Genomic DNA, 15446 nt, shown 5'->3' with positions numbered 1-15446 from the left:
GGCGGGTTGGTTGTGGGGGCTGAGTGCGCCCGCGGGCTTCTGTGGCACGTTGTGGGGGGCGGGGGCCCCGACCGGCCCCCCCCTCTCCCCGCCAGCCGGCACCGGCTCGCCGGCCAGGACCCGCCGTTCGGTCTGGGCGATGATCCGCTCGATCAGCGGCTTATAGTGGCGGAGCTGGGTCTGCCCCGGTTCGCCGGCCGGGCCCGCCCTCAGGGGCAACTGTTCACTCGCCCGCTGTAGATAACTCAAGGTCGGGCGCGTGATCTTGAGCAGTTCGCGGTAGTGCTTCACCCGTTTCGGGCGACCGCGGGGATATTCGATCGCCCGAGCCCGTTTCTTTGCCGCGCGGCGGGGGTCGTGCCATGGGATGGCGCTCCCCAGTGCATCGCCCTGCTGCAACAGCCGCACCATCACCCGCACGGCGTCCCATAACAGGCTGCTGTCGCTCGGCTCATGGATCAGTGCGGCGGTGACGGTGCTGTCCACACGCACGACCTTGCCACTTTCGAGCTTCTCCTGCAGGGCGCTCGCCAGCAGCACCCGGTTGATCTCTTCAAAGGTTTGCGCCCGGATCGCGCTGATCGTCTTGTGCAAGACCGACTTTTTCGGGCTCCAGCCCCACGGCAGCCGGGCAAAAGCCCGGAACGAGGCGGAGTCTTCCAGATGGAACGCCAACTCCTGATAGCTCAACTGGCGATATTGCTTGAGTAGCGCGCAGCGCAGCACCGCCTCCGTCGGCAGGCCCTCGCGGCCGGTTTCCTTGATGCCGTGTCGGCGCAGATCCTGCGTCACCTGGCTCAGCACCTCGCCATGCTCATCCAGCCACTGAGACATGGCTTTCAATTCACGGCTGATCTCGTGCCCGGCAAAAAGATCGAATATACTGGATTGGACGGTGCGTTCTTGGCGCATTGTCGGCTCCGGCGGTGACGGGTTTGTCTTTAGAATCAGTAGCTTGATCTAAAGTATACCTGAAACCGCCGGGCTTTGTCCGCGGCAATATCGCGATTCCTCCAATAATTTCAGCGGTTTACCGTTTGTGGATGGGCACTAGCTAGTTAGACATCGCTTGCTGGAGAGAACCTAGTTAGATATCGCTTGCTGGAGAGAACCATGTCGGAACAGCCAAACCTCGGCGATTGCCTTCGGAACCTGAGGAAACATCATGGCTGGACCCTTCAGGACGTCAGCCACCTGACCGGCGTCGCCGTCTCGACATTGTCCAAGGTCGAGAATGACCAGATGTCGCTGACCTATGACAAGCTGCTGCAGATCTGCGCCGGACTGGGCGTGCATGTCACCGAGCTGCTGAGCGGCGACAGCAAGCAGCCGGCCGCTCGCACGCGGCGCTCTGTGACCTCAGCCACGACGACGCTGCGCCAGCTGACCCGCAACTACGACTATCACTACCTCGCGACCGATCTGGTGCGCAAACGCATGGTGCCGATCCTCGCCCATGCCCGGGCGCGCACGCTGGAGGAGTTCGGTCCGCTGACGCGTCATGCCGGCGAAGAGTTCCTGATCGTGCTCAAGGGCGAGATCGAACTGCATACGGACCAATACGCGCCGGTGCGGCTGAAAGCCGGCGAGAGCGTCTATATCGATTCCACGATGGGCCACGCCTATCTCTCGGTCGGCGAAGGTGAGGCGGAGATGCTGTGCGTCTGTTCCGGCGACGAGCCGGACATGGAAAAGACGCTGCTCAGCATCTCCGACCGAGCGCTGACGGACCAATAGCGCGAGCCATTGTCCCCTTCCCTTCAGAGGTCTTCGAGTACGGCGGCATGGCCGATTTGATGCGCGATCTGTCCTAAATCATACTATCAGCACCATTTATGCCAAAACAGGCTTCACTTATATTCTCCAGCAACAGCATCCGAAGTGGAGAATGTCATGTCGAACGCCGGAATACTCGACGACGTCACGGCCAAGGCCGTCGGCCGTCACACGATTGCAAACCTGCCGATCAATCTGTTCGCCTCCGTCATGGGGTTGGCCGGCCTCAGCCTGGCATGGCGAGAAGCCGTGAAGGTCATCGCCCTTCCCGCAATCCCCGGCGAGTTCATCGGCTGGTTTGCCGTCCTCACGTTTATCGCGCTTGCCATCGGCTACATCACGAAATGGGCCCGTCATCCCGTATCCGTCGCGAAGGAATTCAGCCATCCCGTTCAGGGGAATTTCTTCGCCACCATTGCCATCGGACTGTTGCTGCTGTCGGCTTTCCTCGGGCCCTATAGCGCTACCATCAGCCAGACGTTCTGGATCATCGGGCTCATCCTGACCTTCACGCTCGCCTATCTGGTCGCCACGCGGTTTCTCACCTCGCCACAGAATGCCGAGCACACGCTGCCACCGCTGCTAATCCCGGGCGTCGCCACGTTGGACATCGCCGTGACCGGCAAGGCCATGCCGTTTGCCTGGGCTCATGAAATCAACCTGTTCGCATTCGCCGTCGGTAGCGTCATTGCCGGCATCTTCGTCACCCTGATCTTTGCCAGGCTGAGGCACCATGATCCCTTGCCGCTGCCTGCCCGCCCGTCGATGATGGTGCTCGTCGCTCCGTTTGCCGTCGGCTTCCTTGCCTACACCAATCTTGTCGGCTCCGTGGACATGCTGGCCAGCGTCCTGTTCTATTTCGCATTCTTCCTAATGCTGGTTCTGTCGCCGATGGTATTCCGCAGCCATGTTCCGTTCAGCGTTGCCTGGTGGGCCATCAGCTTTCCGCTTGCCGCCTTCTCGATCGCCTTCTTTCGCTATGCCGAAGCCGCCGATACGGATCTGCTTCGTGCCCTGGCTGTCGTCATGTTCGCCTTTCTCACCGGTGCCATCGGTGTTGTCTTCTTCAGAACGATGAACGAGATTCTGTCGGGAAAACTGTTTCGGGTGCACTGATGTCGAAGGTCAATGTTGCCATTCTGGCGATGCCGGGCGTCCAACTGCTTGATGTCGTCGGGCCGTCGGATGTCTTCGCGGAAGCAAACCGGCAGAGCGGCACGGACTTCTATGCCGTGGTGGTGGTCGGGCTGGACGACAGCCCGATCCGCGGCACGTCAGGCCTTCGGCTGCTGCCGGACAGAACGATCGACGATGCGCCCGATGATTTTCACACCGTGCTTGTCGCCGGCGATCCGCTGATCCAGGAAAGGCCTGTTCCCGAAAGGGTACTCGCCTGGGTAAAGGCCGCGTCGGAGGGTCCGGAGCGGCTCGGCTCCGTATGTTCCGGCGCCTTCGTGCTGGCCGAAGCGGGGCTGCTCGACGGGCGCAAGGCGACGACGCACTGGTCGCAGGCTGCCGAATTTGCCCGGCGGTTTCCGCAGGTGAAGCTGGAGCCCAACCGCATCTTTACCCGCGACGGCAACGTCTGGACCTCAGCCGGGGTGACGGCCGGCATCGATCTGGCGCTTGCCATCGTCGAGAGGGATCTCGGCCTCGAAACTGCGTTGAAGGTCGCACGCGAACTCGTGGTCTTTCTCAAGAGGCCTGGCGGACAGTCGCAGTTCAGCACGCATCTGGCAACGCAGATCGCCCAGCGAACACCGATCCGGTTGGCGCAGGAATATATCGCCGACAACCTGATGGCCGAGTTGACGGTCACCGCAGTGGCAAAGCGCGCCGGCATGAGCGCGCGCAACTTTGCCCGTCAGTTCAAGCAGGAAGTCGGCATGACACCGGGCGACTACGTGGAATCGATGCGGCTGGAGGCCGGCCGGCGTTTGGCCGAGGAGACGAACACGCCGATGAAAACGATCGCCCGCGATCTCGGCTTCAATGACGACGTCGCTTTCCGGCGTGCCTTCGTACGAAAGTTCGGCGTTTCGCCTGTTGCCTATCGCCGCTCCTTCGGCGTCTGATCGCCAGCTTCAAGCAAGGAAATAACCAACCAACGCAAACTTGGCGCGCCGATTGACAGCTGCAAGACCCGAGCTTATTGACTAAGTCATCTGATGACTTGATGAGTTTATCGTGCAACCTGTCAACCGAACCAACCTTGCCGACAGCGCGGCCGAAAGCCTGCGCGCCGAAATCCGCAGCGGCCGCTGGAACGTTGGCGACCGCATCCCGAACGAAACGGCATTGACTGAGGTCTTGTCCGTGAGCCGGGGAACGGTGCGCGAGGCCGTGCGCGTGCTGGTCTCGCAAGGCCTGCTCGATACCCGCCAGGGCTCGGGCACCTATGTGCGCTCGACGGTCGATCCGGCCGGTGCGCTCGACCGCGTCAAGCGCGCCGGACTGCGCGACCAATGGGAGGCGCGCGCCGCCCTTGATGTCGAGGCGGCAAGGCTTGCGGCGCTCCGCCATACGCCCGCCGACCTCGAACGCATGACCCGCTTGCTCAAGGCGCGCGGCACTTTTGCCGATGGCGGTTACGAGGCGTTCGGCCATCGCGACATCGCTTTTCACAAATCGATCGTCGAAGCATCGGGCAACCGGGCGATCGTCGAACTCTATGATTTCTTCACTTCGTCGATCCTCGAAACCATTCATTCGACGCTCAAGGGCGACGTGCCGGAACCCGACGAACAGGCCCATATGGCGATCGTCGCGGCGATCGCCACCGGCGATCCGGACCGCGCTGCCTCTGCCGTGCGCGCCTTCATGGCGCCCGTGCTTCGCGAACTCGACAGGCTTCTTTCGCAATGAACCAGACTTTCCGCGATCCCAATTCTTCGGCCCATCAGGTCGCAGCCATCAACGGCCTTGAAGACCAGCTTATCGACGCCGAAGCCGACAGCGTGCCCAAACTGCAGCCGCCAGTGCTTCCAAGCGCTGGCCGTTTCGTCCTCGGCGCCAGCCTCGTGCTGATCGCCTTCAACCTGCGCCCGCTGTTTTCCAGCCTCTCGGTATTGCTGCCGGAAGTGATGCGCGATACCGGCCTTTCGACCGCCGGCGCCAGCCTATTGACGACACTGCCCGTGCTCTGCCTTGGCCTGTTTGCGCCTTTTGCTCCGAAGCTGGCACAGCGCTTCGGTGCGGAACGCACTCTTCTGGGCGTCCTGCTTCTGCTGGCGCTCGGCACAGCGCTGCGCGGTTTCGGGCCCGTACCGCTGCTCTTTTTGTCGACATTCGCCGCTGGTGCTGCGATTGCCGTCGGCAACGTGCTGCTTCCCGGCCTTGTCAAGCGCGACTTCGCCGACAAGGCGGCGATCATGACCGGGCTCTATACCATGGCGCTATGCGCCGGGGCCGCCGGAGCCGCTGGCTTGACGCTCCCCCTGGAACACGGCGTTACCGGCTCGTGGTCCGGCGCGCTCGCTATCTGGGCGCTTCCCGCCTTTATCGTGCTGTTGATCTGGGCGCCGCAGGCGCTTGGCAGCAAGGCGCAGGTCAGGCATAGCGGCTTTCGTGTCGTCGGTCTCTGGCGCGACCGGCTGGCATGGCAGGTCACGCTGTTCATGGGGCTGCAGTCGGCGCTGGCCTACTGCATCTTCGGCTGGCTCGCGCCCATCCTGCGGGAGCGCGGCTTCGACCCGGCAACGGCGGGCGCCATCGTTTCCGTCTCGATCATGACCCAGGTCGTCACCTGCCTGCTGGTTCCATCCTTCGCCGTTCGCCGCAAGGATCAGCGGGTGATCAATGTCGCGCTGATAGCGGCCGCAGTGATCGCTCTGCTTGGCATTCTCTTCGCGCCGCCGTCGACGGTGATCTTCTGGGCCATTCTCCAGGGCTTCGGTCAGGGCGGGCTGATTGCCGTGGCGATGACGCTCATCGTGTTGCGCTCGCCGGATTCCCACATCGCCGCCCACCTCTCGGGCATGGCGCAAGGGGTTGGCTATGTGCTCGCTGCCATTGGCCCGCTGCTCGTCGGGCTCATCCGCGACTGGACGGGAAGTTTTGACCCCGCCGCCATCCTGTTCGTGGCACTCGGCCTCGGGGCCGCGATCATGGGCTTTGGCGCCGGTCGGGCGCTGCATGTCGGCGCACGGACGATCAAGATCGACGGCTGAATTCTATCCGCTCAGCCGTCGATCTTGCCTTTGCTCAAGAAGCTCGTTCCATTTCCGGCAGAGCATCGAAGAGATCGGCGACGAGGCCGTAGTCGGCGACCTGGAAGATCGGCGCCTCCTCGTCCTTGTTGATGGCGACGATGACCTTGGAATCCTTCATGCCGGCGAGATGCTGGATTGCACCGGAGATGCCGCAGGCGATGTAGAGATCCGGCGCCACCACCTTGCCGGTCTGGCCGACCTGCCAGTCGTTCGGGGCGTAGCCGGCGTCGACCGCCGCACGGCTGGCACCGACGGCAGCGCCGAGCTTGTCGGCAACCGGCAGGATCACTTCCTGGAATTTTTCCGACGAGCCGAGCGCCCGGCCGCCCGAGATGATGATCTTGGCCGAGGTCAGTTCCGGACGATCCGACGACGACAGTGCATCGGCGACGAAGCTCGACAGACCCGGGTTGGCGACAGCCGAGACGTTCTCGATCGCCGCCGAACCACCTTCAGCGGCAGACGCAAAGGAGGCGGTGCGCACGGTGATCACCTTCTTCGCTTCCGTCGTCTGCACCGTCTGGATCGCATTGCCGGCATAGATCGGCCGCTTGAAGGTGTCAGAAGAGACGACTTCGATGATTTCCGAGACCTGGCTGACGTCGAGCAGCGCTGCAACGCGTGGCATGACGTTTTTGCCGACTGAGGTCGCGGCCGCGACGATCGTGTCGTAATTGCCGGCAAGCGAGACGATGAGCGCTGCCAGCGGCTCGGCCAGGTTGTTGGCAAGCGAGGCGTCGTCGGCAACGAGCACCTTGGCAACACCGGCAAGCTTGGCGGCCTGTTCGGCCGCCGCCTTGGCGCCGGCGCCGGCGACCAGCACGTGAACGTCGGCTCCAGTCCCACTGGCGATCTTGGAGGCAGCCGTCAGCGCCTTGGCGGTCTGGTCGGAAAGGTGGTTGCTGTCGTGGTCAGCCAGAAGCAGAATGGCCATGATGAGATCTCCCTTTGCTGAACCTTAGAGGACGCCGGCTTCGACTTTAAGCTTCTCGACGAGCTCGGCGACCGACTTGACCTTGATGCCAGCCTTGCGGCCCGACGGCTCCTCGGTCTTCAGCACCTTGATGCGGGCTGCGGTGTCGACGCCGAAGTCGGCCGGCGACTTCTTGTCGAGCGGCTTCTTCTTCGCTTTCATGATATTGGGCAGCGAGGCATAACGCGGCTCGTTCAGGCGCAGGTCGGTGGTGACCACCGCCGGCAGCGTGATGTCGATGGTCTGCAGACCGCCGTCGACTTCGCGGGTCACCCTTGCTGTGCCCCCTGGCGCCTTGCCATCGCCGATCTCGACCTTGGAGGCAAAGGTGCCCTGGGCCCAGCCCAGCAGCGCCGACAGCATCTGGCCGGTCTGGTTCGAATCATCATCGATCGCCTGCTTGCCGACGATGATCAGCCCCGGCTGTTCGGCCTCTGCGACTTGCCTGACGATCTTGGCGACGGCGAGCGGCTCAACCTGGTCGTCGGTCTCGACGAGGATCGCCCGGTCGGCCCCCATGGCGAGCGCGGTCCGCAGCGTCTCTTCGGCCTTGGCCGGACCGACGGAAACGACGACGACCTCATCCGCCTTGCCGGCTTCCTTCAGCCTGAGCGCTTCTTCGACCGAGATCTCGTCGAACGGGTTCATCGACATCTTCACATTGGCCAGCTCGACACCCGAGCCGTCCGCCTTCACCCGGATCTTGACGTTGTAGTCAACCACCCGCTTAACCGTCACAAGTATTTTCATGGCCAACCCTTTCCGGCAATTTTCGTTATCTGCTCAGGACCGTTACATGCGCCCGCGCTTGGCTTCGGGATCGTAGGGCGATTCCGCAATGACGCGGGCCTTGCGCCTCTCACCGAGGATCGGGACCTTGAGTTCCGTTCCCGGAACGCCGAGTTCGACCGGCAGCAATGCGAAGGCGACGTCGTGGCCGAGCGTATAGGCATAGCCACCCGAGGTGATGCGCCCCACCAGCTTGCCGTGATGATAGACCCCTTCATAGATCAGCGCGCTTGCGCCATCGGTGTCGATCGCGATGGTGAAGGAGCGCCGGGAAATGCCCTCTTCCTTTGCCTTCGCCAGCGCATCGCGGCCGATGAAGTCGCCCTTGTCGAGCCGCACGAAACGATCGAGGCTGCTTTCCCAGGCGCTGAGCTCAGGGTTCATGTCGCGGTACATCGCCCGGTAGGACTTTTCGAGACGCAGTGATTCCAGCGCCTGCAGGCCGATCAATCTCAAGCCATGCGCTTCGCCGGCGGCAAGCAGCGCATCGAGCAAGTGGCGCTGGTAGCAGAGCGGGTGATAAAGCTCCCAGCCAAGTTCGCCTTCGTAGTTGACGCGCAGCAGGCGAACGTCGCTTGCGAGCCCCACTGTGCCCGATTGCACGCCAAACCACGGGAAAGCCTCGTTGGAGAGATCGATCTCGGTCAGCGATTGCAGCACTTCGCGCGCCTTCGGCCCGACGATGGTGAAGCAGCCGCGGTCGTTGGTGACGTTGCGAAGCTGCACGCTGCCGTCCTTTGGCAGAAGCTTCGACAGATCGTCGAAATTCCAGCGCTCTGCCCGCGGCGTCGAGATCAGGTAGAACAAACCGTCTTCCAGACGGGCAACGACATATTCCGCCTGCACACCGCCCTTCTGCGTCAGATGATGGCTGAGGTTGACGCGCCCTGTCTTCGGCAGGCGGTTGGCGAGAATGCCGTCGAGCCAGGCTTCAGCACCTGGGCCGCTGACCTCGAACTTGGTCATCGGCGTCATTTCGACAAGGCCGACGGCGTTACGCACGGCGTGAACCTCCTCGCCAACATATTTGCCCTTTTCGGTCCAACGCCAGCTGTATTGGTCCTTGGCCTCCACACCCTCAGGCGCGAACCAGTTGGGCATTTCCCAACCGTTGAGAACGCTCCAAACGGCGCCCTTCTCGGTCAGGCGATCATAGGAAGGGGCTGTCTTCTGCGGCCGCGCGGCCGGCATGTCCTGGCCGGGATAGTGCTGCTCGGCGTGGGTCCCCCAGGCCTCGCGCACCTTCTCGCGCGTCCAGTTCTTGTTGGCGTAGTCGCCGAAGCGGCGTGGGTCGAGCTCGGAGGTATCGAGGCTATTGCCGCCTTCGACGATGCGTTCGGAGAGGTAATAGCCGATCGCCCCGCCCCAGAGGATGCCGCCGGGCACGCCCTCGGCGATCCAGACATTGTCGAGCCCCCAGGCCGGGCCCACCAACGGCAGCTCGTCGGCCGTCATCTGGAACGGCCCGCGGACATTGGCCTTGATGCCGACGCGGCCGAGCGCCGGGACGAGGTCCATCGCCCGTTCCCAGTTCCAGGCAACGGAATCGAAATCCTCTTCGAGCAGGTCGGCGCCGAACCATTCCGGCACACCGTTTTCGGCAAACAGCTTCAGATGCTCGGTCTTCTCGTAGGGGCCGAACATCAGGCCGTCGCCCTCCTCGCGAAGATAGCCCTCGAACCCCTCGTCGCGCAGGATCGGCATCTCAGGCAGGCCCTGGCGCTTGCGCTCGATCACCTCAGGAACGGCATCGGTGATCCAGTATTGATGGACGATCGGGATCGCCGGGATTTCGAGCCCGAGCATGGCGCAGGTCTGGCGCGCATAGTTGCCGGTCGCCGAAATGATGTGCTCGCAGATGATCTCGCCCTGATTGGTCTTGATCTTCCACTCGCCGCTCGGCATGCGCTCGAAACCGCGCACCTCGGTGTTGAGATAGATCTTGGCGCCGCGATCGCGGGCACCCTTGGCCATCGCCTGCGTCACGTCGGCAGGCGCGATGTGACCGTCATCGGGATGGTAGAGTGCGCCCAGCATCTCCTTGTTGTTTTCAAGAAGCGGCCAGAGTTCGCGGGCTTCCGCCGGCGAGACGAGTTCGGCGCGAATGCCCTGAACCTCGGCGACGCTCATATAGCTCTTGTACTCGTCGAACCGGTCGCGGGTATTGGCGATGCGCAGCTGGCCGCATTTGTGCCAGCCGACATGCTGTCCGGTTTCGGCTTCGAGACCTTCGTAGATCTCGATGGTCTTGGCGATCATCCGGCCAATATTGATGCTGCGGGCATAGGAAGGAATGAGACCGGCAGCATGCCAGGTCGAGCCGGCGGTCAGTTGCGTACGCTCCAGGAGCGCGACATCGGTCCAGCCGCGCTTCGTCAGACCGTAGAGAATAGCTGCGCCGACGCAGCCGCCGCCGATGACAACGGCCCGAGCATGAGTTTGCATTGAGAGGTTCCCTTATGTGGAATTTTCAGCAACTTACAAACGGCGGGAGCGCTTGTAATCTTGCTAAAAATTGTCCGGGGGCATAACCTCAGTTTATGCATAGACTTCGCTCGCTCGTCCCCTCCGCCAACTATCTCTTCGTCTTCGAGGCCGCCGCCCGGCGGCAGAGCTTTACCGGCGCTGCGGAGGAGCTGAATGTCAGCCAGCCGGCCGTCAGCAAAACGATCCGGCTGCTTGAAGAGGCGACCGGCCTCAAACTCTTCCGCCGCGAACACGCCCGGCTGGAGCTGACAGCCGAGGGCAAGCGGCTTTATAAGGAAACGCAGGAAGCCTTCGATCACCTGCACATGGTGATCTCGTCGCTGAGGCAAAAACACTCGCGCGACATCGTGCGCGTCTCGTTCTCCGCATCCTTCGTGCAATTGTGGCTGCTGCCGCGGCTGAAAGCGTTTAAAGCGCAGCATCCGGATATCGCCTTGCGCATCGCCGAAAGCAGCCGTGACGACCAGGATCTGCTGGAGGAAGATATCGATCTGTCCGCGCGGCTCGGCACGGGCAAATGGCCAGGCATCCACGCCTGGCATTTCGTCACCGAGGAAGTGTGGCCGGTCTGCAGCCCGGCCTATCTGAGGGAACATGGGCCGATCGAGAGCCCGGCGGATCTGCTCAACCACACGCTTCTGCATTTCGAGGAGCGGCATCGCTCACGCGTGGGCTGGCGGGAATATCTCGAGCGCAACGAGGTCTCGGCCGCCAAGCTGACGCAGGATTTCGTCTTTACCGACGCGCTGAATTCGATCGAGGCGGCCGTGCTCGGGCAAGGGGTCGCGCTCGGCTGGAAGCATCTGGTGCACGACCACCTAAAGGCAGGCAAGCTCGTCTGCCCGATCCGGGCGAGCTATCACTCGGGGCAGAGCATTCACATCGTCATGCCGGCCCAACGCCCGCCGAAGCGGGGCACCGAGATCTTTCGCGACTGGCTGATGGAGCAGAACGCCGACGCCGACATCTTCGCCGACGAGGTTGGTTAGAAACGTTCGCCGACGAAGTGGGCTACCTGGGCTCCGGCCTCGTAATAGGCTTCCTTGAGACGCCGCATCGGCGGGTCGCTCGGGTCGGTGAGCGGCAACGGCAGCTCCGCTTCGGCGATCTCGCCCAGGATGTGCCGCGCCAGCACCCGACCGAACACCGTTCCAGGCGCAATACCGCGGCCGTTATAGCCGGAGAAGCCAACGACATTCGGTGCGAACCGGTGGAAGCGTGGCAATGCATTGGTGGTCATGCCGATCTGGCCGTACCATTCGCACTCGAAATCGACCTTGCCCAGTTGCGGGAAGAGCCGGCCAAGCGAACGCCGCGCCCAGGCCTTGTGAACGGCCGCACCGCCATTGCGCAAGGCGCCGACGCTGCCGAACACTAACCTGCCCGCCTTGTCCATGCGGAAGGACGAGAGGATTTCCTTGGTATCCCAGACGCCCTCGCGGTTGGGCAGAATGGTCGAGAGCAAGTCAGGTGCCAGCGGCCGGGTCGCGAGATTGAAATAGGGCAGATAGACCTGTTCGGTGCGCACCCTCTCCCAGGGGCCGGTGCTATAGGCATCGGTCGCGACGATGATCCAGTCCGCCGTCACGGACGCCCTTTCCGTTGCCACCTTCCAGCGGCTGCCGACGCGTTCGGTCGAGACGACCCGGCTTGATGTGTGCAAGACGACGCCGGCCCGCTGGGCCGCATGCGCCAGGCCGCGGACATAGGCGAGCGGCTGCAGTGTGCCTGCCCGCCTGTCGAGCAAGGCGCCGGCATAGGCGTTCGTGCCGATCCGTGCGGCCGTCTCGGCCGCATCGAGAAGCTCAACCGGCGCGCCGCGCTTTTGCCATTGCGACGCACGGTCCTCGATCTCCTTCAGGCCGGCATCGCCGACCGCGCAGTGCAGCGTGCCATTGCGTTCCAGCTCGCAGGCGATGGCGTGCCTGTCGATCAGGTCCATCACCACGTGCGGCCCGTTGCCGAGCAGATCGAGAAGACGCTCGCCATGGACCTCACCGAGTTCGCCCGGCAGATCGTCAGGCATGACCCACATACCGGCGTTGATCAGCCCGACATTGCGACCCGCGCCGCCAAAGCCGATCTCCGCACCCTCGAGTAGGATGACCCTGCGGCCGGCTTCCGCCAAATGCAGAGCCGCCGAAATACCCGTAAAGCCACCCCCGACGATCACCACGTCAGCAGATGCGTCGGCTGCAAGCGGACTGGTTATCGGCGGCTGGGGGGCGGTCTTTTCCCAAAGCCCATGGGAGCGGGGGTCGTTCAGCATCGTTCAGGTCCTTCGCGCGGGATATCGCTTCGTCTTTTCCCGCAACTTCCATCAATTATCACAATGATAACGTCGCCATCACTGTGTAAAGACCACCGTCCTGTGGCCGTTGACCATGACGCGGTTTTCCAGGTGCATCTTCACCGCCCGAGCCAGAACGCGGCTTTCGATATCGCGGCCGGTGGCGACGAAATCCTCGGCGCTCATCGCGTGGCTGACCCGCTCCGTCTCCTGCTCGATGATTGGCCCCTCGTCGAGATCCGGCGTGACATAGTGCGCCGTCGCGCCGATCAATTTGACGCCGCGCGCATGTGCCTGGTGATAGGGTTTGGCGCCCTTGAAGGACGGCAGGAACGAGTGGTGGATATTGATGATCCTGCCATAGAGCCGGTTCGACAGATTGTCGGAGAGGACCTGCATATAGCGGGCAAGGATGACGAGGTCGGCCTCGGTCTCGCGCGCCAGATCGATCAGCCGCTGCTCCTGTTCGGCCTTGTTGTCCTTCGTCACTTTCCAATGATGATAGGGAATGCCTCCGAGCTCGGCATTCCTTGCGCTGTCGTCATGGTTGGAGACGATGGCGACCACCTCGGCATTCAGCCAGCCGACGCGGATTTGGTAGAGCAGATGCAGCATCGCATGGTCGAATTTAGACACCATGACGATGATTTTCGGGCGTCGCGTTGCGTCGGCAACCGCGGCCCGCATGCCGAAGCGATCGATGGCCGGTTTCAGCGCCCGCTCGACACCGTCCCGCGACATGCCCACGGGTCCGGTAAAGGCGATGCGCATGAAGAAGCAGTTGCTCTCGACATCGCGAAACTGATTGCTTTCGACGATGTTACCGCCGATCGCCGCAAGCTCGGTCGTCACCGCTGCGACGATACCGGGCTGGTCGTCGCAGGCGATCGTCAGGATGAAAGAGGCAGCAGTGCCGGTCGATGTCAGGTTTGCGGGCATCACGGTCATGCCTCTTTCCTTTCGTGGTAGCGGTGGCGGACACGGCTCACCGGAGAGGTTCAATCCTTGGATTTCGGTTGGCCGAAAACATAATCGGAGACCTTGGGCAGAAAGGTCTCGCTGTAATACCCGCGCGGTTTTTCGCCGACCGCGACGCCGGCGTTGAGAATGCCGGCCTGGTAATCGTCGGTAAACAGCGAATAGGGGTAGACGGGTTCAACCGCGCTTGCCGCCTGCAGCTGCTGGCGCAATTCGGCGGGAATCGAAAAATCCAATGCCGCCAGGTTGTGATCGAGCTGTTCAATCCGGCTTGCGCCAATGATGGCGGCACCGACGCCTGGCTGCGTCACCACCCAGTTCAACGCGACCTGCGCCATGCTGCGACCGGTCTCGGCGGCGACCGCCTCGAGTGCGGCGACGATGCGCATGTTGCGCTCGGTAAAGAGGCCGAGGCCACTGCCGGAGGCGTCGAGCGAAAGCCGCCCCGCCGCCGGCTGGCCGGCGCGATATTTGCCGGAGAGCAATCCCATGGCGAGCGGGCTCCAGGCGGTGATGCCGAGGCCGAGCGTCTGGGCGAGCGGCACGAATTCGTTCTCGATGCTGCGCTCGGCCAGCGAATAGGGAAGCTGCAGGCAGATCGGCGGCGTCAGGGCATGAACCTCCGCCCGGGTCTGCGCGCGCGCGGCATACCAGCCTGGCACGTCGGAAAGCCCGGCATAGCGGATCTTGCCGGCGCGCACGAGATCATCGAGTGTCCGCATGACCTCTTCGGCTGGCGTGATCCTGTCCCAGGTGTGCAGCAAATAGAGGTCGATGTAATCCGTCTTCAGCCGCCGCAACGAAGCGTCGACAGCACGCATCAGGTTCTTGCGGCCGTTGCCGCCGGCGTTCGGATTGCCAGGCTCCAGGCTGTTGGAAAACTTGGTCGAGATCACCACCCGGTCGCGGATGCCTGCCTCGGCCACGAATTTGCCGATCAGCTCCTCGCTGACACCGGCCGCATAGGAATCGGCCGTGTCGATGAAATTGCCGCCAACCTCGAGGTAGCGGTTGAAGATCGCGCGCGCGGCGTCCTCGTCCGATCCCCAGGAACCGCCGATACCGCGAATGCCGCCATTGCCAAAGGTCATCGTTCCGAGCGCGAGCCGACTGACCCGCAACCCCGAACGGCCGAGAAGGTAGTAGTGGTCCATGGACATCGGTTATTCCTGATTTGTCTCGCGCCCTGCCCTCGGCCCCGGTCACATGCGGCCGTGATAGCTCCTGCGCGCGACGCTTTGCTGGACGTGGTTGATCATCGTTACGAAGTCGAAGACCGGTCGATCGGTCGCCGCCTGCACCGCATGAGCGTAAGGCGGCAGATCGCTGCATTCGAGCAGAATAGAGCGAACACCCGGGTTATCCTCCACGAGCTTGCGAGCGACCTCTGTGACCTCTCGCTCGATCTGCGCGCTGTCGAGCGTGCCCTTTTCTTCGAGAATGGCCTCGCGAAACTCCTTCTGCCCTTCCATGCCGGCAATCGCGAGCGGGACATGCCCCGGCACGTTGCTCGCCTCGAAGTGGCGAGGCGTCAGCCGGCTAGCATTGGCCGTGATGATGCCGACACTGCCGCCGGCAGCCGCATGCATGAACGGGATCTGCATCAGGCTCGACAGAAACACCGGGATATCGACGGCGGCCGCGACCTCCTCCTGGAAATAGGCCATGAAACCGCAGGCCCCGGTGATCGCCTTGACGCCGCGGTTCTGCAACTCGACAGCCGCTTCGATGAAGACGTCGCGAAGTGCGGGATCGCGCTGGTTGAGCAATCGGTCGATCGAGGCCCCACGGACCTCCTGAAAGCGGACCGGAAAGTCATAGGTCGTGGCGTTGCCGACATTGCCGGGCACGCAAGGATATGCCGCATCGAGGATCAGGATGCCGATCGACTCTCCATACCACGACTGCGTCCTCCGCGTGACTGAGTGGACAGTCATCGTCT

The 15446-nt window shown here is 62.9% G+C and carries 14 protein-coding genes; 6 read left to right on the top strand and 8 right to left on the bottom strand.

Features of this window, described 5'->3' with window-relative positions:
- A partial coding sequence (locus AC244_RS23960; protein ID WP_234717012.1) for a transposase occupies positions 1-912 on the bottom strand: 912 nt, incomplete at its 3' end.
- Positions 913-1113: 201 nt separating this feature from the next.
- On the opposite strand from AC244_RS23960, the gene AC244_RS23955 reads away from it, so the two are divergent.
- The 5 genes from AC244_RS23955 to AC244_RS23935 all read left to right on the top strand — a co-directional run bounded on the left by AC244_RS23955 (position 1114) and on the right by AC244_RS23935 (position 5945).
- The gene (locus tag AC244_RS23955; RefSeq protein WP_053251327.1) at positions 1114-1737 is read left to right on the top strand and encodes a helix-turn-helix domain-containing protein; all 624 of its coding nucleotides are present in this window, start codon (positions 1114-1116) and stop codon (positions 1735-1737) included.
- A gap of 156 nt (positions 1738-1893) precedes the next feature.
- Positions 1894-2892: an SLAC1 anion channel family protein gene (locus AC244_RS23950; RefSeq protein ID WP_053251326.1), complete on the top strand. Its 999-nt coding sequence runs from the start codon at positions 1894-1896 to the stop codon at positions 2890-2892.
- On the top strand, positions 2892-3851 hold the full coding sequence (locus AC244_RS23945) for a GlxA family transcriptional regulator (RefSeq protein WP_053251325.1): 960 nt from the start codon (positions 2892-2894) through the stop codon (positions 3849-3851). Before AC244_RS23950 ends, AC244_RS23945 begins: the two co-directional genes overlap by 1 nt.
- A gap of 112 nt (positions 3852-3963) precedes the next feature.
- On the top strand, positions 3964-4641 hold the full coding sequence (locus tag AC244_RS23940) for a FadR/GntR family transcriptional regulator (RefSeq protein ID WP_053251324.1): 678 nt from the start codon (positions 3964-3966) through the stop codon (positions 4639-4641).
- Positions 4638-5945 carry a CynX/NimT family MFS transporter gene (locus AC244_RS23935; protein WP_053251323.1) on the top strand — a complete coding sequence of 436 codons (1308 nt, stop codon included), beginning with the start codon at positions 4638-4640 and terminating at the stop codon, positions 5943-5945. Before AC244_RS23940 ends, AC244_RS23935 begins: the two co-directional genes overlap by 4 nt.
- 34 nt (positions 5946-5979) lie before the next feature.
- On the opposite strand, the gene AC244_RS23930 is transcribed toward AC244_RS23935, so the two are convergent.
- From AC244_RS23930 to AC244_RS23920, 3 genes are read right to left on the bottom strand one after another with little or no spacing between them, the layout of a single operon-like run.
- On the bottom strand, positions 5980-6921 hold the full coding sequence (locus tag AC244_RS23930) for an electron transfer flavoprotein subunit alpha/FixB family protein (RefSeq protein WP_053251322.1): 942 nt from the start codon (positions 6919-6921) through the stop codon (positions 5980-5982).
- Positions 6922-6945: 24 nt separating this feature from the next.
- Positions 6946-7710, bottom strand: coding sequence for an electron transfer flavoprotein subunit beta/FixA family protein (locus AC244_RS23925; protein ID WP_053251321.1), 765 nt, complete (start codon positions 7708-7710; stop codon positions 6946-6948).
- 42 nt (positions 7711-7752) lie between these two features.
- Complete coding sequence (locus AC244_RS23920) at positions 7753-10194, bottom strand: GcvT family protein (protein ID WP_053251320.1); 2442 nt, start codon at positions 10192-10194, stop codon at positions 7753-7755.
- 95 nt (positions 10195-10289) lie between these two features.
- On the opposite strand from AC244_RS23920, the gene AC244_RS23915 reads away from it, so the two are divergent.
- Positions 10290-11225 (top strand): LysR substrate-binding domain-containing protein, encoded by a 936-nt coding sequence (locus AC244_RS23915; protein WP_053251319.1) that lies wholly within the window; start codon positions 10290-10292, stop codon positions 11223-11225.
- Here the strand turns inward: AC244_RS23915 and AC244_RS23910 are convergent.
- The 4 genes from AC244_RS23910 to AC244_RS23895 all read right to left on the bottom strand — a co-directional run bounded on the left by AC244_RS23910 (position 11222) and on the right by AC244_RS23895 (position 15441).
- The gene (locus AC244_RS23910) at positions 11222-12505 is read right to left on the bottom strand and encodes an NAD(P)/FAD-dependent oxidoreductase (RefSeq protein ID WP_053251318.1); all 1284 of its coding nucleotides are present in this window, start codon (positions 12503-12505) and stop codon (positions 11222-11224) included. The two genes, AC244_RS23915 and AC244_RS23910, sit on opposite strands and share 4 nt — an antisense overlap.
- A gap of 78 nt (positions 12506-12583) precedes the next feature.
- The gene (purU, locus tag AC244_RS23905; protein ID WP_152976078.1) at positions 12584-13465 is read right to left on the bottom strand and encodes a formyltetrahydrofolate deformylase; all 882 of its coding nucleotides are present in this window, start codon (positions 13463-13465) and stop codon (positions 12584-12586) included.
- 59 nt (positions 13466-13524) lie between these two features.
- A complete protein-coding gene (locus AC244_RS23900; RefSeq protein ID WP_053251316.1) occupies positions 13525-14664 on the bottom strand; it encodes an aldo/keto reductase in 1140 nt (379 codons plus the stop codon).
- A 42-nt stretch (positions 14665-14706) separates the two neighbouring features.
- Positions 14707-15441: an aspartate/glutamate racemase family protein gene (locus AC244_RS23895; RefSeq protein ID WP_053251315.1), complete on the bottom strand. Its 735-nt coding sequence runs from the start codon at positions 15439-15441 to the stop codon at positions 14707-14709.
- Positions 15442-15446 lie beyond the last annotated feature (5 nt).

It is taken from the genome of Ensifer adhaerens, from assembly GCF_001270265.1.
Taxonomy (GTDB): Bacteria; Pseudomonadota; Alphaproteobacteria; order Rhizobiales; family Rhizobiaceae; genus Ensifer; species Ensifer adhaerens_B.
The sequence above is the reverse complement of the archived record's forward strand: the minus strand, read 5'-3'. Positions and strand labels throughout refer to the sequence as shown.